At 35.9% G+C, this 19,300-nt stretch carries 22 protein-coding genes; 13 read left to right on the top strand and 9 right to left on the bottom strand.

What is annotated here, in order from left to right; translation table 11 throughout:
• Positions 1-144: 144 nt before the first annotated feature.
• From AB1498_10050 to AB1498_10090, 9 genes are all read right to left on the bottom strand, one after another.
• On the bottom strand, positions 145-1,074 hold the full coding sequence (locus AB1498_10050; protein ID MEW6088628.1) for a hypothetical protein: 930 nt from the start codon (positions 1,072-1,074) through the stop codon (positions 145-147).
• Positions 1,075-1,093: 19 nt separating this feature from the next.
• Entirely contained in the window at positions 1,094-1,771 is a 678-nt protein-coding gene (gene ispD / locus AB1498_10055) for a 2-C-methyl-D-erythritol 4-phosphate cytidylyltransferase (protein MEW6088629.1), read from the bottom strand.
• 39 nt (positions 1,772-1,810) lie between these two features.
• Positions 1,811-2,809 (bottom strand): PIN domain-containing protein, encoded by a 999-nt coding sequence (locus AB1498_10060; GenBank protein MEW6088630.1) that lies wholly within the window; start codon positions 2,807-2,809, stop codon positions 1,811-1,813.
• Positions 2,810-2,817: 8 nt separating this feature from the next.
• The gene (gene radA / locus AB1498_10065; GenBank protein MEW6088631.1) at positions 2,818-4,173 is read right to left on the bottom strand and encodes a DNA repair protein RadA; all 1,356 of its coding nucleotides are present in this window, start codon (positions 4,171-4,173) and stop codon (positions 2,818-2,820) included.
• On the bottom strand, positions 4,154-4,888 hold the full coding sequence (locus AB1498_10070) for a C4-type zinc ribbon domain-containing protein (protein MEW6088632.1): 735 nt from the start codon (positions 4,886-4,888) through the stop codon (positions 4,154-4,156). The genes radA and AB1498_10070 overlap by 20 nt, the downstream gene beginning before the upstream one ends.
• A 9-nt stretch (positions 4,889-4,897) precedes the next feature.
• Positions 4,898-5,527, bottom strand: a complete 630-nt coding sequence (locus AB1498_10075; GenBank protein ID MEW6088633.1) for a hypothetical protein — start codon at positions 5,525-5,527, stop codon at positions 4,898-4,900.
• 10 nt (positions 5,528-5,537) lie between these two features.
• Entirely contained in the window at positions 5,538-6,908 is a 1,371-nt protein-coding gene (locus tag AB1498_10080) for an ethylbenzene dehydrogenase-related protein (GenBank protein MEW6088634.1), read from the bottom strand.
• Positions 6,909-6,978: 70 nt separating this feature from the next.
• Positions 6,979-7,371: a hypothetical protein gene (locus tag AB1498_10085; protein ID MEW6088635.1), complete on the bottom strand. Its 393-nt coding sequence runs from the start codon at positions 7,369-7,371 to the stop codon at positions 6,979-6,981.
• Positions 7,346-8,146, bottom strand: coding sequence for an AAA family ATPase (locus AB1498_10090; protein ID MEW6088636.1), 801 nt, complete (start codon positions 8,144-8,146; stop codon positions 7,346-7,348). Before AB1498_10090 ends, AB1498_10085 begins: the two co-directional genes overlap by 26 nt.
• A gap of 326 nt (positions 8,147-8,472) precedes the next feature.
• Between AB1498_10090 and rpsF the strand changes: the two genes are divergently transcribed.
• From rpsF to AB1498_10155, 13 genes are all read left to right on the top strand, one after another.
• The gene (gene rpsF / locus AB1498_10095; protein ID MEW6088637.1) at positions 8,473-8,757 is read left to right on the top strand and encodes a 30S ribosomal protein S6; all 285 of its coding nucleotides are present in this window, start codon (positions 8,473-8,475) and stop codon (positions 8,755-8,757) included.
• A 27-nt stretch (positions 8,758-8,784) separates the two neighbouring features.
• Positions 8,785-9,222 carry a single-stranded DNA-binding protein gene (gene ssb / locus AB1498_10100; protein MEW6088638.1) on the top strand — a complete coding sequence of 146 codons (438 nt, stop codon included), beginning with the start codon at positions 8,785-8,787 and terminating at the stop codon, positions 9,220-9,222.
• A gap of 112 nt (positions 9,223-9,334) precedes the next feature.
• A complete protein-coding gene (rpsR, locus tag AB1498_10105; GenBank protein MEW6088639.1) occupies positions 9,335-9,616 on the top strand; it encodes a 30S ribosomal protein S18 in 282 nt (93 codons plus the stop codon).
• 145 nt (positions 9,617-9,761) lie between these two features.
• Complete coding sequence (gene rplI / locus AB1498_10110) at positions 9,762-10,205, top strand: 50S ribosomal protein L9 (GenBank protein MEW6088640.1); 444 nt, start codon at positions 9,762-9,764, stop codon at positions 10,203-10,205.
• A gap of 11 nt (positions 10,206-10,216) precedes the next feature.
• A complete protein-coding gene (gene dnaB / locus AB1498_10115; GenBank protein ID MEW6088641.1) occupies positions 10,217-11,578 on the top strand; it encodes a replicative DNA helicase in 1,362 nt (453 codons plus the stop codon).
• A gap of 78 nt (positions 11,579-11,656) precedes the next feature.
• Entirely contained in the window at positions 11,657-12,769 is a 1,113-nt protein-coding gene (alr, locus tag AB1498_10120; GenBank protein MEW6088642.1) for an alanine racemase, read from the top strand.
• Positions 12,766-13,512: an ABC transporter ATP-binding protein gene (locus AB1498_10125; protein MEW6088643.1), complete on the top strand. Its 747-nt coding sequence runs from the start codon at positions 12,766-12,768 to the stop codon at positions 13,510-13,512. The genes alr and AB1498_10125 overlap by 4 nt, the downstream gene beginning before the upstream one ends.
• A 129-nt stretch (positions 13,513-13,641) precedes the next feature.
• Positions 13,642-14,082 carry a Holliday junction resolvase RuvX gene (ruvX, locus tag AB1498_10130; GenBank protein ID MEW6088644.1) on the top strand — a complete coding sequence of 147 codons (441 nt, stop codon included), beginning with the start codon at positions 13,642-13,644 and terminating at the stop codon, positions 14,080-14,082.
• Positions 14,072-15,043 (top strand): endolytic transglycosylase MltG, encoded by a 972-nt coding sequence (gene mltG, locus AB1498_10135; GenBank protein ID MEW6088645.1) that lies wholly within the window; start codon positions 14,072-14,074, stop codon positions 15,041-15,043. The genes ruvX and mltG overlap by 11 nt, the downstream gene beginning before the upstream one ends.
• A 678-nt stretch (positions 15,044-15,721) precedes the next feature.
• Positions 15,722-16,309 (top strand): leucine-rich repeat domain-containing protein, encoded by a 588-nt coding sequence (locus AB1498_10140; GenBank protein ID MEW6088646.1) that lies wholly within the window; start codon positions 15,722-15,724, stop codon positions 16,307-16,309.
• 62 nt (positions 16,310-16,371) lie between these two features.
• Positions 16,372-18,369 carry a COR domain-containing protein gene (locus tag AB1498_10145; GenBank protein MEW6088647.1) on the top strand — a complete coding sequence of 666 codons (1,998 nt, stop codon included), beginning with the start codon at positions 16,372-16,374 and terminating at the stop codon, positions 18,367-18,369.
• Between the two features lie 241 nt (positions 18,370-18,610).
• Positions 18,611-18,847 (top strand): ribbon-helix-helix protein, CopG family, encoded by a 237-nt coding sequence (locus AB1498_10150; GenBank protein MEW6088648.1) that lies wholly within the window; start codon positions 18,611-18,613, stop codon positions 18,845-18,847.
• Complete coding sequence (locus tag AB1498_10155; GenBank protein MEW6088649.1) at positions 18,847-19,221, top strand: type II toxin-antitoxin system VapC family toxin; 375 nt, start codon at positions 18,847-18,849, stop codon at positions 19,219-19,221. The genes AB1498_10150 and AB1498_10155 overlap by 1 nt, the downstream gene beginning before the upstream one ends.
• The last annotated feature ends 79 nt before the right edge of the window (positions 19,222-19,300 follow it).

The following is a 19,300-nucleotide window of genomic DNA, read 5'->3' on the forward strand; positions in this document are numbered from 1 at the left end:
TTATTCAAGAGGGTGGTCTGCACTACATTCACTTTTTTTTAATCCGCTATTGATTTATCAAGCTTTTTTAGATTTCCTTTAGCTAAAAAATATCATTCCCAATATCACACTGCGGAACTTGGGCTAGGTGCCAGAGCACTAGATTCAATAGGATGAACTGTATATGGGCAGTAAAAAACTTGCATGATAGTCAATGCCATGTGTATCTGCCATAATTTCCAATTCCCAATATTTCGCCGGTCTGTCCTTCAGTTTAGTCTCACAGCCATTTTGTGGTAACGAAAACTTCAAATCAAGTGTCAACAAATTGTTGTATTTAAAATCCTGACCTGTTAAAGTAAGCGTATCCGCGTAAAGCTGGTAACATATAGTCTCAATATTTCCACCCCTCATCTCATAACGTTCTTCAATAAATCTCAACGTGGCCTTCAATTGTCGTATATCACTGAGTTTTTTTTCAGTCTGGAAAGTAACGTTTAGCTCACTTCCGGGAAAATAAGGAAATGAGATAAATTTCAATCTTCCTGGGCCGTATTTCCTCTTCCGGGAAAAAAGATAAATACTGTAGCCGAAGATCATGATAACTAAGAGGTCAAAAAAACCGACTATTAATCCACAAGTGATTCTTGCTTCAGGAATTTGGCCGGATATAAAGGCTACCCAGTTAAACGGCATAAGAAATAAAGTGAGGAAGATTCCGAATCCGAAGGCTTTTTCTGCGGACTTCACGCTTCTGTCATTAATACCTGTTGAATCCCACGAATAGTCCCACCGCCACGGTTCATTTGGATAAAACTTTTGAATATTTTCCATTTTTTTATTACGGAAAATTTCTTTTAAGCTCGCAATAATAATCCATATTCCAAAGAACGGAAAAAATAGAAGTGTGCTGATAACCAACGGGAAAGGCATTTCGGATTGATCTCCGGGTGGCCTGTTATGGGAAACTATAATTATAAAAATAATGCCGGCAATCACAAAAAGTGATCCAAAAATAACATTTTTATATTTATTATTTGCTGATCCACTGATAGGGGAGTGTTTTACTAATCTTTTAATTTCTAATTCAGGCATATTTTTGGAAAATCCTTTTTTAAGTTCTCGATGCCAAAAATTCCGCTATGGCCAAATCATTCGGCGTGGTGATTTTTATATTTTTCTCGTTTCCGATAAAAATTTTTACTTTTTTACCCATTCGTTCTACCAGGCTTGAATCGTCGGTCCCTGTAAATTTTTCTTCAAAAGCCTTTTGATAGGCTTTTAAAATCAATTCACTTGAAAAAGCCTGCGGTGTCTGGGCCTGAAATAAATCTTTCCTGGGAGGAGTTTTTATTATTTTTTTGTCCCGTGAAACTATTTTTATTGTATCTCTTACAGGCACGGCGGTGACGACGGCCTTATTTTTTTTTACTTCACGTATTAAACTGGGGAGTAACTTTTTGTCAAAAAAGGGGCGTACCGCATCGTGTATAAGAATATGCCCTGAATTTGGATTACAGGCATTGAGGCCGTTAAATACCGATTCCTGCCTGGTTTTACCTCCTGCGACGATTTGTTTGACTTTATCAAATTTATATTTTGCCACGATATTATTTTTGCAGAGTGTTATGTCATCTTTTGGCACTGCCAATATGATTTCAGAAATAAGAGGGCTGTTTTGAAAAATCGAAATTGTATAGGCAAGAATTGGTTTTTTATTTAAAAGATAATATTGCTTTTTGAAGCCTATTCTTTTACCAAATCCTGCTGAGGGGATTACAACGCTTATCATTTTTGCTTCCTGTAACAGGGCAGGTTCATAACCTGGCCCCTACTCATTTTTTACTTCCTGTTTAAACTGCGCGAAAATCATCCTGCCCGCGGTGTTTTGAAGGACGCTTGTCACCAGGGCCTCAATATTCTGGCCGACGAATTTTTTGCCGTTATCTACTACAATCATGGTCCCGTCATCCATAAAAGCGATTCCCTGCGAAAATTCTTTTCCTTCCTTGATTATACGGACGCGCATGGTTTCACCCGGGAGGACTATCGGTTTAACCGCGTTCGCGAGGTCGTTTATATTCAGGACCATTACTCCCTGCAATTCGGCAATTTTATTCAGGTTATAATCATTGGTAACTACCGGGCATGAAAGAGATTTGGCCAGGGCCACGAGTTTTTCATCCACCTCCTGTATTTCAGGAAAATTTTTATTGCTTATTTCGACTTTTAAATTTTGTTTCTTTTGAATTTTATTAAGGATTTCAAGGCCCCTCCGCCCGCGGTTCCTCTTCAGGTTATCAGCCGAATCGGCTATATGATGGAGTTCGTTAAGGACAAACTGGGGAATAACCAGGGTCCCTTCTAAAAAACCGCTTTCAACTATGTCCGCAATCCGCCCGTCTATGATTACATTAGTATCAAGAATTTTATAATTAAGCATTTGATCTTTTGAACCAATGATAATATTGGACCCGAGAATAGTTAAATCTCCGCCTTTCTTGAATGCCAGGGTTAAGCCGAAGTATCCACCAATAAGATTAAGAAAAATACGAACAAAAAATGCCAAATCATCATTGATAATTGGAAGAAATAAAGTAAAGGCAATATTTGCAAGAGTCAATCCAGCGGCAAGCCCTAAAATAATTATAAGAATATTTTTTAGTGATACTTTTTTTAGACGGTCTTCAGCGGCTATAATAATTAAAGCGATTAAAATTCCTATTGTAGTTCCAATATAAGGAGATATTGTAAATAATTTAGATGTCAGCCTGTAACTCAATATACCCGAAACAACAATAAAAATAATTCTTATGAATGATATTCCCATATTAGCTCCTATCCGAATTCTGTTGCTTCTTCAACAGATGATATCCCTTTAAATGTTATGTTCGGAATTTTATTAATATTTTTTAGATTATATTTTGGAAGGACTATTTTTTGAAAGCCCAGTTTTTCCGCCTCGTTAATCCTTTGTTCAGCATAATTTATGCTTCTGACTTCACCGCCAAGGCCGATCTCTCCCATTAAAACCGTTTTTTCATCAAGCGGGATGTTCCTGAATGAAGAAAATATAGCCATTGCAATTCCAAGGTCAGCCGAGGGTTCAGATACATCCAGACCGCCTGTCACATTGACAAATATATCCTGGGAAGAAAGGCAAAGCCCGAGCCGTTTTTCAAGGACCGCGATAATTAAAATAAGCCTTGAATAATCGATTCCTGTTGATTTTCTCTGGGGTATGTTGAAACTTGAGGGGCTTACAAGCGCCTGTATTTCCACGAGAATTGGGCGGGTGCCTTCCATCATTACCGTAATTACAGAACCCGGTGTTTTTTTAGGCCGTTCCGTGATAAATACGGATGATGGATTCGATACTTCTGTTAATCCTTTAGCTTCCATGCTAAAAATAGCCACTTCTGAAGTCTTCCCAAAACGGTTTTTTATGGTCCGGAGTATCCTGTAATTATGATGCAAATCACCTTCAAAGTATAACACAGTATCGACCAGGTGTTCCAGTGTTTTTGGGCCAGCGAGAGCCCCGTCCTTTGTTACATGGCCGATTATGAAAGTGGCAATTGATTCGTTTTTAGCCAGTGACATCAAATGACTGGCACATTCCCGTATCTGGGTAATTGTTCCAGGCGACGCGGGTATGGAATTTTTATATATTGACTGGATTGAATCAATGATCACCAATTTTGGTTTATTTTTTTGAATCTGGTCTGAAATGACCTCCAGGATATTTTCAGAAAGAAGATATATAAATTCTGAAGTGACCGATAAACGTTCAGCGCGGTATTTTATTTGTTTCAGCGATTCTTCTCCCGATATGTATAGTATTTTGCCGTATTTTTTACCAAGTTCATCAGCAGTCTGCAGAAGAAGCGTTGATTTCCCGATACCGGGCTCGCCGCCGATAAGGATTAAAGAACCAGGGATAATCCCGCCGCCTAAAACAAGGTCGAATTCCCTGAGCCCCGTATTCATCCTTTCTTCGGGTTCAATCTTTATGTTGTGAAGCAGTTGAGGAGAATTTGAACCGGATATTGCCTGTATCCCGTGAGACAGACTATCATCTTCAATTTCTTCCGTGAAACTGTTCCACTGGTTGCAGTCGGGGCATTTACCCAGCCATTTTGGAGTGGTGAATCCGCATTGCTGGCATACGTAGTTAATTTTTATTTTGGGCATGAATTTCTTCTTCCCAGTATAAGAATCTCCCGCATTTATCACAATTGACAAGCTTATTGTTGGATTTTGCTTCGTTGATAAGCTGGGGAGGCAGGCTCATGTAACACCCGAGACAAATTTCTTTGCTGAAATCAATTTTTGTTACAGCAATTCCATCCTTGGAACGGAGTATTTGTTCATACATATGTAATGTGTCTCTGGGTATGTCTTTTACGAGTCCGGCCCTGTATTGTTTTTTCTCCTGGATGGAAATTTTAATTTTATTTAATTCCTGCTCTTTTATTTTCTTTTCCATTTCAAGCTTGTTTTTTTCTTCAGAGAATATCTTGTCCTCGTTTTTGACATTTTTTTCCTGTAATTCTGTTTTGTACATAATTTCCAATACGGCTTCTTCTATTTTTCCTTTTTCTTTCTTTTTATTTTCTATTTCAGACAAGAGCGTGGAATATTCTTTATTTGTGGTTATCTGTGAAAGCTGGCTGTTTAATTTGGATATTTCTGTGTCCTTTGCCTCTATTTCGCGTTCAAAACTCCTTTTTTCTTTTTGCAGATCGGAAACCAGGTTTTTTGCATTCGATAACTGCTTTTCTTTTTCCTGGAACGCGGCTGAATTTTTATCGATTTCCTGCGGTATTTTTTGCGCCTCTTTTTCCAAATGCAGAATTTCAGTGTCCAATTTTTGAAGGTCGATTAACTTTGCTAATATAGTATTCATGATTTTTAGTTATATTTTTAGTAATATTTTTTGAAGTTTATTCCAGAATTTATATTCCAGGAATGTAATAATTATACTTACTCCGCAAAGGCTCAGGAAAAGAAATATTACTCTTTTCATGGTTTTATTGGAGAGAACGTTGTTCTCGGAGATTTCATTATACGCCTGATTTTTTAACTGCAAAGCCATTTCTATAATCTCTTTTCCCATATTTATAAGATTTTGCTGGATCTGGTCTTTTTGGTCCCACGTGGATGATTTTTCCAGAAGGGCCGCGGTTTTTTCATATTTTTCAAGCAATTCTTTTATCTGCTGGGTTTGTGTATTTAATGTTGAACTTAATTGCAGGCCTGATAATTCATCAATCAGTTTTTGTATTTCCTTAAGGTGCGGCGTTAATGAATTGGTATTTTGTGAATAACCCGCGAGAAATTTATATGCTTCCATCTGGGATGACAGGGTGTTTGTATATATCCCTTCGCATAATTTTACTAACGGCTGGTATTTATTTATAGTTTGATTCAGCCGTTTTCTTATTTGAAATACGCCGGTTATACCCACAAGATTAATAGAAATAACCAGTATTACAAGCACCGAGAACCAGTATTGAATTTGTTCGCCGACAGGTTTTTCTTCCATAAGTGACTCCTCATTTGTATTTAAGAACTATTTTTTGTGAATAGTTATGGTTATGTAATTCTGAATGATTATAAACCGCGACTAAAAAATTAAGGCTGTCTTTTATATTGAACTGGACGTCTTCTTTATCAGAAGTTGCAAGCGGACGTTCAAATTCCACTATCCAGTAATTTTTATCCCATGCCCCGGATGCCAGGACGTCTGCACGGCTGCCGGAAGGTTTCTGGGATATAAATTGAAGAATAGTTTCTCCCGAAAATGTGGTGGCTATGTCCTGCCGGTAGGGAGCAGTACCTTCATCGGGCATATATTGAAGGAAAATTTTTTTATTGTCTTTTGTTTTAATTTCATATGAACGCGGTATTTTTTTTAAACTCATTATCTCTTTTTTATCATCGGCATATCCTGAGGGATTGGTCAATCCTGCCCGCCAATCCCAGACATCGGCAATGGAATTAATTCCGTCCTCAGGGCATAAAGAGAAATTGCTGTTTAAAGAAAATTTAATGACCAGCCTGTCTTCGCGGCTTGCATTTTCGAAATAAGTTTTCCTGTTTTTGTCCCATGCCCACAATCTATGTGTGTAATTATTTGTTGTGTCCTGCCATTTAAAAATAAAAAAGATTTCTTTTTTTGTGTAAATGGATTTTACCTGTATATTTTGCATCTCAAGCCTGCCGGAAAGACTTATATTGACAAAGGGGATCAATTCCCATGCCTTATCCGAGTCTTTCCCGTCTATTACCGGTGGAAGGTTTGTTTCATATGAGTAAATAACAGTGTCTTTTTCAACAACCGCTGTTTTTTCCTTTGGTTTTTCTTTTAATTCCGCTTTCGGCTCTTCTTTTTTTATCTCTTTTACTTTCGGGACAATTTGTTCTTCAGGTGTTATATTATATGTAAAATAAAAATTGTAAATATCATTTTCGGCTATTATTTTAAATTCAATAGGTTCCCCGCTTATATTGAATTCATTTGCGTCGTCCGCTTTAAAATCGTATTCAACCATGGACATCCTGTAAAGTGTGAATTTACTGCATGAAAAAGTTATTTTTATTTCTTTTTTTACACCGGGCGGGGCTTCGCCGAGAAATTGGTAATTGGCAGTGGAGATATTAAACAACACGGAAGTATCCACATGGGTATAACTGAAATTTTTTATATGAAGATTGTTTTTCTCAAACTCCTTTTTTACGTTTTCCAGTTCCTGGCTGAGGGAATCACGTGCGATTGTTTTTATAACAGACCGGCTCATATTTATCATAATGATTGCAGGAAATTGTTTACATTCTTGTTTTTTTATAAAAGCAGGGATTGCCATCTGGCTGACAAAGATTAAAAAAAACAGGTATAAAAACTTATTTAAAAACATCTTTCCCATTCTATCCTCAAAAATTTATTAGTAATATAACATAGGATAGGTTTAAAGTAAATTATTTTTTTATTTAAATTTATGGCTGGATAAATTGATTTGCCGTCCAGTGCATTTCTTCCAACATTTGTTCCGCAGTTTTTGTTTTCAGAAAGATCGACGCGAATTTTTCAATGTCTTTTAGAGACTGCATGATTTCACGCGGGGAACCCGCTTTTTGTATTTTTTCCTCGATAAGCCTGCCTTTTTTTCCCATAAATTTAACGGCTAACGTCCCGATTTCTTTTTTTATCGGGTTAAGGTCTATTGTTGTGACTTCAACAGCTTTTTTTTCTTCTTCAAGGTGTTCTTTCAAGACCAAATGCTTAACAAGCGGACCCCGGATAATTGAGGATGAAATGGTTGGTGCGGGTGTTAAGTTCGCGAGCTGTGTCGCTAAATAGTCATCAGCCAATAGTTTTTTCTTTGCCACGGTTTATTACCTCCTTAGCCAGTTCGTTATATACTTTTGCCCCGTAAGAGCCTTTGGCATATAACTGGACCGGTTGGTGCGCGATTGGGGCCTCTGCGATATGGACCCTCTTTCCGATAACTGTTTCAAAAACCTGTTTATCAAATTGTTTCTTTAACTGGTCTAAAATTTCCCTGGCCAGGTTAGTGGCTGAAGTGTAAAATGTGGGTAAATATCCTATTATTTCAATGTCAGGGTTAAGATTTTGTTTTATGCTCGCTATGACTGAATGAAGCTGGACAATTCCATCCAGCGAAAATTTATCCTCGCTTTTTATGGGGATTAAAATCTCTTTGGCGCAGGTGAGGCAGTTAATCGCCAGGAGATTCAGGGATGGCGGACAGTCGATAATAACAAATTCATAACTGTTGTAAATATTTGAAAGCCGTTCTTTTAAAATAGTTTTATTATCGATATTGGTTTTATAAGGAAGTTCTAATTCCACTGATGATAAATTCCTGTGTGAAGGAATCAGGAACAAGTTGTCTACCATGGTTTCCAGGATAATCGAGGAAATATTGAAATTTTCCGGAGGTGTTGTAAAAAGCTGGCATATTGTGTTCTCCGGCGCCAACGGGCGCACGCCTAAACTCGCGCTTGTATTTGACTGGTGGTCCATGTCGATGAGAAGTGTTTTTTTCCCGAGCATGGCAAGCCCGGAACTTAAATTTACGGCAGAGGTGGTTTTTCCCACGCCGCCTTTTTGATTCACGATCGCAATTATTCTTGAGTTCACCCAGCCCCTCCTTTAAGGAAAAGCATAATTCTCTTTTTCCCCGTTCCGCTCCTTTTTAAAAGATAACCAAATTTCTTTTTAGGATGGGCGGGGTTCATTTTGGTTCGATTATATTTTAATTATAAAAAATTTTCAAATGTTTTTTTTAAAATATTTAACAAGGGGCACGACCCCCTTGTTTGTTTTAATTATCGGTTTAAAATAAAATGACTTTAATTTAAAATATTTCTTGCCAAATAAAATAATATTATATATAATATATTTTTTTAAATAGGAAACGGAATTGGAAGAAAAATACTTCTAATAAAATCAGGGAGGTGATTTGTTTGAGAAATTATGAGGTGATCTATATTATTGACCCGAATAAGACAGACGAAGAATCAGAAGAAATTATCAACAAGTTTCAGCAGATAGTAACATCTACAAACGGTAAAGTTGAATCCCTTGAAAAATGGGGGAGAAAAAAATTATCTTTTGTTATCGGGAAAGAGAGCAAAGGCAATTATGTTTTTATGAAGATTAGCTGTGAGCCAAAGACTATAGATGAACTTGTTAGAAATTTTAAAATAAATGACAGTATTATCAGGCATTTAGTAACGAAGGCAGAATAATTATATATTGGAAGGAAGGGAAAGAAAATGGCAGATTTAAGACTAGGGACGTTAAACAGAGTTTTTTTAATTGGGCGTTTAACCCGGGACCCTGAATTGCGTTTTGTCCCAAGCGGGACGGCGGTGGTAAATTTTAGAATCGCGGTTAACCGTTTATACAAAACGACCTCTGGAGAAAAAAAAGAAGAAGTTTGTTATGTGAATATCGTGGCATGGCGAAAACTGGCGGAACTTTGCGGCGAATATCTGAAAATGGGAAGTCCTGTTCTTGTCGAAGGGCGGCTGCAGAGCAGGTCATGGGAAACAGAAGACGGGCAAAAAAGAAGTAATCTTGAAGTTGTCGCAGATAAAATAGAATTTTTAGGCAAATTACCGCAATCAGGTTCCGGCGAAAGCGATTTCGCGGAAAGTTTTAAAGAAGATACAGATGATTCAAAAAACAATGATGGAGATGTGCCATTTTAATCCGCCAGAGGCGGACAAGTAGCAAATTTCCTCTTAATTTGGAGAAAACAACTAAATAAATATACCTCGTTGTTATAGCGGGGAAGTTTCATCCGGGGAGGTGCTTTGAGTTATGGAAAGAAATTCAAGGGATTCAAGAAATTCGAGGAATTCAAAAAATGCGAAATTGAAGAAGGCAAAGGTCATTATAAAACCTAAAATCTGTAAATTTTGCACGAACGAGGATTGGACAATAGACTATAAAGACGTAAACCGCCTTAGAAGTTTTATATCGGAGAGAGGAAGAATCATTCCCAGGAGAATATCCGGGAGCTGCGCTAAACACCAGCGTAAAATTACAGCGGCAATAAAAAAGGCCAGAGATATATCTATACTACCGTTTGTAGCGGAATAGTAGATAACTAAAGACTGAAGACTAAAGATAATATCGGGAGGCATAATGAACCCCGCTCTTCCTAAAAATGAAGCAGGGTGGAACGGGGTATAATATCTGATTAGTATTTTGTTGAAAGTAAAAAAATTAAGAAAGGAAGGGCGGGGTGAAAGTTATACTTATTCAGGATGTTGAAAAGCTGGGAAACAGGGGAAAAATTGTTGAAGTGAAAGAAGGATATGCAAGAAATTTTCTTATACCAAAAAAATTAGCTTTGCCTGCTACAGCTTCAAATATTAAACGTTACGAGATAGAAAAGGCGCGTTTTGAAAAACTTGAGAAACAAAAAATAGAAGACGCAGAATCTTTGGCGGCAAAGATAGAAAACCTGTCTATTTCAATAGCCAGGAAATGCGGTGAAGAAGATAAATTATTCGGGGCTGTTACTTCGGCTGATATCCAGGCGGCTTTAGAGGGACAGGGTATCATTATTGATAAGAGGAACATTAATCTGGAAGAGCCGTTAAAAAGCCTGGGTGTTTATAATATAACTTATAAAATCCATAAAGATGTTGCCGCTGTCATAAAAGTTTGTGTTGTAAAAGAATAAAGGGGGAGTCTATGAAGGCTTCCGGGGCGGATTTAGAAAAACTTCCTCAAAATATCGAGGCGGAACAAGCGGTTATCGGGTCAATGATACTTGATCCAGAGGCCGTGGGTAAAGTTGTTGAGATTTTAAAAGAAAATGATTTTTACCGCAGTTCCCACAAGAAGATTTTTTCTGCTGTTCTCGAACTATTTGAACAAAACCAGCCTGTTGATCTTATTATCCTGACTGAAAACCTGCGGAAAAAAAATTTATTGGAGGAAATAGGCGGCGCGGCGTATTTAACTGTTATTCTGGAAAACACCGATACTACCGCAAACGTAGAACATCACGCAAAGATTGTCAAAGAAAAATCGACCCTCAGGGAACTTATCAAAGCTGCAGGACATATTATGTCCGAAAGCATATCTGATGAAAAAGAAGCTGATTCAATATTAGAAAATGCGGAACGTCTTATTTTAGATGTTTCCAAGGAAAAGATTAAGCAGGGTTTTGTCCCGGTTAAGGACATTTTGAAGGGGACATTTGATAATATTGAAAAATTATATCACCGGAAAGAATATGTAACAGGATTATCGACCGGGTTTCCGAAATTCGACATGCTGACGGCAGGCCTTCATAAAGGAGATTTGATTATCGTGGCGGGCCGGCCTTCGATGGGAAAGACAAGCCTGTGTTTAACAATGGCGCAGAATATAGCGGTTGAACAGAAAATTCCGGTGGCAATTTTCAGCCTGGAAATGTCACGGGACCAATTAGTCCAGCGCTTGCTTTGCGCCGAGGCAAGAGTGAACGCCCATGATGTCCGTTCCGGATTTATAAGGGAATCCGACTGGCCGAAGTTAACAATCGCAGGCGGGAAACTGGCTGAATCACCTATATTTATTGACGACAGTTCGATGGTATCGGACCTGGAGATGCGTATCAAATCACGGCGGTTGGCGAGCCTGCAAAATATCGGTTTGATTATTGTGGATTATTTACAACTTATGCAATCCGCGAGAAGAGTGGAAAACAGACAGCAGGAAATAACAAATATCTGCCGTTCATTGAAAGCGCTGGCAAAAGAATTAAATGTCCCCGTAATGGTTTTATCCCAGCTCAGCCGTGCGGTAGAGTCCAGGGGTGACCATATCCCGCAGCTGGCTGATTTAAGAGAATCCGGTTCAATAGAGCAGGATGCCGACCTTGTAGTTTTTATATATCGCGAAGAATATTATCAAGATAAAAACGCACCTCCTTCTCCAGAAAGTGAAAATATTGCCGAAATAATAATTGGCAAACAAAGAAACGGGCCGGTTGGGTCTATCAAGTTGGCTTTTATTAAAGAGTATACGAAGTTTGAAAATTTATCGGACCGTGAGGAAAATATTTAATAGTTAACGCCAATTTTTAAGATATGCCTAATTTTTCTTTTGGTTTCCGATAATGTTTTAGTCATGAGGGCGGTTTTCATGAAATATAGCTGGGTTGAAATTGATTTATCGGCGTTAGTTCATAATCTTTTTGAAATAAGAAAAATTATAAACCCAAAAACGGAAATCTGCGCTGTTGTTAAAGCGGATGCTTACGGACACGGGGCGAAAGAAGTGGCCAAAAAATTAGCTGATAACGGCGTTAAGAGGTTCGCGGTAGCTAATTTAAAAGAAGGTCGCGAACTTCGTGAATCAGGAATAAAAGGGGAGATACTTCTGTTACAGCCGTCTTTTCCGGAAGAAGCGGAGGAAATTGCAGATTTTTGTCTTATCCCGACTGTTTTAACATTTGATTTTGCGAAAAAATTCAATCTTGCGGCAAAAACCAGAAATAAAGTATATCCTGTCCATGTAAAAGTTGATACAGGAATGGGGCGGTTTGGTGTTCCGCCATATTTATTTTGTGAATTTATTGGAAAAGTTTCCAGCCTTAAAAATTTGAAAATTGAGGGTGTTTTCTCGCATTTTGCAAAAGCCCACGGCGACAGAAAATTTTCAGGAAAACAACTTGAATTGTTTAAAGACGTAATTAATAAAACTAAAGATATGGGAATCAATATACCTTCCCTGCATATAGCCAACAGCTCGGGTATATTGAATTATCCTGGTTCGCATTTTAATCTTGTGAGGCCCGGGGTGATTCTTTACGGCCTTTACCCGGGCGATGCTAAAAGCTATACTAAAAAAATATCTTTAAAGCCCGTTATGAGTTTAAAATCGAGGATTATGTATTCAAAAGAAGTCAAAACAGGATGCGGTTTGAGCTATAATCACACATATTATGTAAAAAGAAAATCAGTCATAGCTACACTGCCTGTCGGTTATTCACATGGATACAGCAGGGTTTTATCAAACAAAACAAATATTATTTTCAGAGGGAAAAAATATCCGCAGGCAGGTACCATTTGTATGGATAGTATGCTTGTCAACCTTGGGGGAGTAAAACCTGAACAGGGGGAAGAAGTTGTGTTGATGGGCAGGCAGGGAAATGAGGCAATTACAGCTTCGGAATTAGCAAAGAAAATTGGGACCATAAATTATGAAATGACCTGCCGGTTTGGCGTAAATAATGAAAAGGAATTTATAAAGTGATAGAAATTTCTGACGTTTATAAAAATTTTGAGGATAAAAAGGTTTTAAATGGCGTAAACCTGGAGATAAAAAAGGGCGAATCTGTTGTAATTATCGGAAGAAGCGGGTGCGGGAAGAGTATTTTATTAAAATTGATTATTGGTATTTTGAGGTCTGATAAAGGTCAGATTCTTATTGATGGTGTGGATGTGTCGAGGCTTAAGGAAAGAGAATTGAATGATTTCAGGCGTAAATTCGGCATGTTGTTTCAGGGAGCGGCTTTATTTGATTCTTTATCTGTCGGGGAAAATGTTTCTTTCGGATTAAAAGAACAGAATAAATTCCCCCAGGAATTTGTTGACGGGATAGTCGCAGAAAAGTTAAAGCTGGTCGGGCTGCCGGGTGTGGAAAAATTAAAACCGGCGGAATTGTCCGGGGGTATGAGAAAGAGGGTAGGCCTTGCAAGGGCTATTGCCGCAAATCCTGAAATTGTGCTTTATGATGAGCCTACGACCGGGCTGGACCCCATTATGGCGGATGCGATTGATAATTTAATTTCTGACCTGAACCGGAGCCTCAACGTTACATCGGTGACTGTTACCCATGACATGAGGAGCGCATATAAAATCGCGGACAGGATTGCGATGTTATATGAAGGCAGGGTTGTTTTTTACGGCACCCCCGATGAAATAAAAAACACAGAAGACCCTGTTGTCAGGCAGTTTATAACAGGCAGCTCAAAAGGACCGATTACGGCAAATTAATAAAGTGAAAAGTGTAAAGTGAAAAGTTGTGGTATCCGCCTTTGGCGGATAAAATTACATAATTGTCGTGAAACGACACTTTCACTTTTAACTTAAAACTTTTGACTTTATACTGGAGCGAAGCGACTGATGCGTTATTTAGGAATAGATTACGGTGAAAAGAGAATTGGCTTGGCCATTTCTGACGCGCTTGGTATTATTGCCGGGAAATTGAACACACTCGAAAATATTTCATGGAATAATACTGTTTGTGAATTGCAAAAGATAATAAATGAACATCTGGTTGATAAAATAATCATAGGCATGCCTAAAAATCTTAAGGGTGAAGAAACTAAACAAACACTGAAGGTAAAGGAATTTATTTTATTTTTAAAAGAGAAAATTAAGATTCCCGTTTGTGAATGGAATGAAATATTTACTTCCAAAGAATCCGCCAATGTCCTTATAAAAGCGGACGTCTCCAGAAAAAATAGAAAAAAGTTTATTGACCAGTTAGCCGCGGTATTAATCTTGCAGGGTTATCTGGACAGCCTGAAAATAAATAATCCCTCTGATGATAATGAAACATAGAATATTATTATTTTTCTCCTTAATCATTGTTTTTTTTGCAGGGTTTTATTCTTACAGTATTTTTTATCCGTTTAACTTCAGCAGACAGGATAAACCGGGCAAGTCGGTAATTGTGACTATCCCGCAATACGTTTCTGCCAGGGAAATCATAAGAATATTAAAATCCAGCGACATTATCAAAAATGAATTTTTTACACGCATTTATTTAAAAATAAAAGGCTGGGATTCAACCCTTTTAGCGGGGGAGTATGAATTTTTTTTACCTGTATCGGCAAAAGAAGCCTTAAAAAAGATTCATCTCGGTGAAATAAAGGGAATAAGGATAACCATACCGGAGGGTTACACAAATACCGAAATAGCAGAACTTCTGGCAGGTTTAAAACTGGTTGACAGGGAAAAATTTATTTCTTTAAGCCAGGATGACGAAGGTTTTTTATTTCCTGATACATATTATTTGTATAAAGGCATGAGTGAACAGATGATTATAGACTTAATGAAGGAACAATTTAATTATATTGTTTTGCCGTTGTTTAGCCAAAAGGATGAAGAAAATACTTTAAGTTTAAAAGATTGCGTGATTTTAGCCTCGATTGTGGAGAAAGAGGCAAATACTGATAGTGAGCGAAGAATGGTAGCTTCTGTTTTTTTAAACCGCCTGCGAAAAAGAATTAAGCTGGAATCATGTGTTACAGTTATGTATGCCATTGGAAGGCGTAAAAGCAATTTAGATAATAAAGATTTAAGGATAGATTCTCTTTATAATACTTATCTTCATTACGGCCTTCCCCCCGGGCCGATTTGTAATCCCGGGAAATCCGCATTATCGAACGTGTTTAATCCCGCTAAAAGCGATTTTTTGTTTTTTGTATCACGCCGCGACGGGACACATGAATTCACCCGCACCCTGCAGGAACACATCTCAGCCAAAAATAGATATAAGAAAATCTTAAAAAAAATATAAAGCAAAAATATCGCCTTCCGATAATAATTTTAATCAATATGAGATTCAAAAAAATATTTAAAAAAAGAAAAATAAAACAAAATGTAAAAAGAGTCCGGCTTGACTGGGCTTTTAAAACCAAACAGGATGAGGTTACAGAAATAATCTTTCTTATTTTGAAAATGAGTGTTATCTTTTTATTCTTTTACTGGATTTTCCGCCCTTAAGTTATTATCGTAATCCTTTGAACATTCTCAACAATCATACCGGACATTTCTATTTTGGTAATAATAGGACATTTCTAATTTGGCAAAATAGCCTCTGTTATCACATCAAAATTTATGTAACAGAGCACTTAGTTTAATGAACTGTCCCCAAAAAATAGATATAAAAAGCAGTAAGTAGTTGAAAAATAAGGACAAAGCAAAAAAATAAGTGTAAAGGTATAAATTTTTTTAAATTTCAAAAAATGGGGATACTTCTGTACTTCTGAAAAATATTATTTATTGAACAGAATTATAAATTTGATGTATAATGTTACAATTATTAAATGGAATTGCGAGGAATCTTGCCGTCCATTAATATTATATCCATCCCTTCCCGCCATTTCTTGAATCTTCAGTTATTTTTTAATGGAAGTTTTATAATAGATATTATCTTGCATTAGATTTTAATATAAAAAATAGGAGTAACTAAAGCATGAATGACTTTGATGTTATTAGACAGATAGAAAGAGAGCTGAATATAGAGTTAAGACTTTTAGATAGGATTAGATGGAATATACAAGGGTACACGCTAAACCAAAATGGGGATGTTGTAGGTTTGGGATTGCGAAACCTTCATATGGATAATAATAAACTATATGCTGTTATTCCATTCATAGAGAAATTAAAAAAGCTTTCTGAACTAAATTTGGTGGGTAATCACATTAATGATATTTCCCCCTTTAAGGATTTAACTTATTTAAATAGTTTATCATTAGGGGAGAATCAAATCAATGATATTTCTCTTCTTAGGAATTTAAGCAATATATCGATTTTATTCCTTGATAATAATAAAATTGTAGATATTTCATTATTAAAATATTTTAAAAATTTAACTGGTTTATATTTGCATAATAATCAAATTGTTGATCTGTCCTCATTAAAAGATTTAAACAAATTACATACTTTAGCCTTAGGTGATAATCCAATAAAGGAACTACCATCATGGATTACAAATTTTGATATGGAAATCAAATGGGGATCTTGGGAGGATGGAGTTCTCACTATTAATAGTATTTTTTAAAAAATCCACCACCTGAAATTGTAAAGGAGGGAAAAAAATCGATAAAAAATTATTTTGAGCAATTGGCGAGTCAAGGCAAGGATCGTATCTATGAAACTAAATTAATGATTGTTGGAGAACCCGGGGCAGGAAAAACTACTTTGATGAACAAACTATTTGATAGAAATTTTCTTGTACCTAATGAAAAACAAGAATCTACACTTGGTATTAATGTTCAGCCAAATTGGGAATTTAGCGTTGATGAAAAAAATAATTTTAAAGCTCATGTTTGGGATTTTGGTGGACACCACATACAATTGATGTTACATCAATTTTTTCTTACCCCCGATTGTTTGTATATTTTATTGGCAGAAAAACGCAAAGAGCTTTCAAATTTTGATTATTGGCTTAATATTATTAATATCCTTGGGGAAAACAGCCCTGTTATTGTGTTGTTCAATGAAATCAATTTTAATTCCGCAAGGTCATTTATTTATGATGAAAAGAAATACAAGGAATTATTCCCGGATTTAAACCTTCAAAAACTGGATGTGAATTTTTCAAATATCAGCGATGGAAGATTTGATTTTCTCATAAACACAATGAAAGAAAAAATTCGTAGCCTTGAACATATTGGAAAAGAAGTGCCTTCAAAATGGATTAATATTCGCAGAGAATTAGAAGAAAGAAAAAGCAAAAAACATATAAACATTGCAGAATATTTTGATATTTGCAGTAGTAACGGAATTGACAAAGAAGAAGGTAGGTTTTTGATATTGAAATATTTTCATCTTCTTGGAATTGTATTACATTTTTCTGAGGATGAGAATCTTTGCGATATTTTGTTTCTGGATCCCAACTGGGCTGTTGATGCAGTTTATTCAGTACTTGCCAACAACAATATTCAAGAAAGTAATGGCCTTTTCGAAAAAGCTGATATTGATAAAATTTGGGAGAGAAAAGGGTATAATTTTGAAGAAAGAGTTAAATTGCTTCAATTAATATTAAAAGACAAATTTGATCTTTGCTACAAAATACCCGGTAGTAATAATAAATATATTATTCCTTTATTATTATCCAAAATAAGACCTGATTTTAATTGGGATAATGAAGCTAATTTGCAATTTAGATTCCAATATCCCTTTATGCCTAAAGGAATAGTAAGTCGTTTGATTGTAAGAATGCATGAATATATTTACAAACACAATTTGTGGCAAGAAGGAGTAGTGCTAAGTAAAAATGGAATATTTGCACAAGTCATAGAACGTATTACAGAGAAAGAAGGATTAAAAGTAATAGAAATCCGTATAAGGGGAAATCTGAATAATAGTAAAGATTTTTTAACCCTCATACGTGAAGAAATAAAAAAGATACATAAAAGTTCTTTCCCAAATCTTCCTTATAGGGAGATGATCCCTTGTATCTGTAGGGAATGTGTTACTCTAACGGCTCCAAATTTTTTTGAATATGGAGACATTGATAAGTATATTCAAAAAGGAAAGAGGAAAATTGATTGCCATAAAAGTTCAGAAGAAGTTTCTATACCAAAATTAATTGGCAGTGTATTTAATCCTACCGAAATAGATTCGAGATATAAAGACATTATGGATGAAGATAAGAATATAAGTATTGATGTTAACTCTAATACTAATATATATATACAACAAGAACAAAAACAGGAATCGACATTAACTGCAACACAAAGTCAAACACTGATTCAGGATGTAAAGAATTTTCAGGGTTTATTTAAAAATCTTAAAGAAGATATTCTTGATGAAGTTGATATAGAAATCACAGACGATAAAGAAAAAAAACGTATACAAAATGAATTACAAAATACAGAGAAGGCTTTCTCTGAATTAGAAAAAGTTGCATCAAAAGGTGAGAAGGAAGTGAATTTAAGTGTCAGGAAAAGAATAGAAGAATTTATAGATTATTTTTCTAATGAGAATTCACGTGTAAACAAAGCTCTCAGATTAATTTCAACAAGTAAAAAAAGATTACAAGATATAGGGAAGGGGTATAATAAATTTGCGCCTTTTTTTGGTTTACCTAGTATTCCTAAAATATTACTTGAATAAAAATGATTTAAGATGTAAAGAATGTTGGTTCTTACCAGGGTAACAGGCTACTTCAGAATTTTATGATTTTTTAAAGGGCAAGCATTAAACATCCGGCCTTCCAAATTGATTGACTTTAAGAAAGATTTTGATTTTTCCACGGGAAAATGGCGATGCGTTTTTTCTTGACAAATATTTGTTGTGGCGATAGAATAATGTATATATACATCATTCTAAAATCTAAATAAGGAAAGGTAATAAAATGAAAAGAACACAAATATATATTGATGAAAACATGTTTAATTTTCTGGAACGAGAGGGAAAGGCGGAGCATAAGTCTGTATCTGAGCTTGTCAGGGAAAGCCTGGATGAAAAAGTGAGATATAAAATTTCCGACATGCTGAAAAAAACAGAAAAAGTTTTTGGGATATGGAAAGATAAAAAAATTAGCGCGGAAGACTATGTCAGAAATATGAGGAAGGACAGAAAAATATGGTAATGATTGATACAGATATTATTATATGGCTTTTAAGGGGAAACGAAGAAATCAAAGAAAAATTCAAAAAGATTGTTGGTGAAAATAAAGGAATTATTTTTATCACACCGATACAGATAACAGAAATATATGCTGGTTTGCGGGAAAAAGAAAAGATTGAAACAGAAATATTTCTAGATTCTTTTAATTGTTTAGCAATTGATAAAAAGATTGGTGAAATTGCAGGTTCATTTATTAATCTATATGCAAAAGCTCATAATTTAACTATTGCTGACGCCCTGATAGGAGCAATGACAAAAATAAATTCTTTGAAATTATGGACACTGAATAAAAAACATTATCCGATGATAAAACCAGATGAATTTCTAGAAATATGAAAAGTATAAAACTGTGCCTTTTTAATAAAATAATACTTGTTTTATTAACAAACCGCTGTAAAAATATTTTATAACGCCC

Source organism: bacterium, from assembly GCA_040754625.1.
In the GTDB taxonomy this organism is placed as follows: domain Bacteria; phylum JACRDZ01; class JAQUKH01; order JAQUKH01; family JAQUKH01; genus JAQUKH01.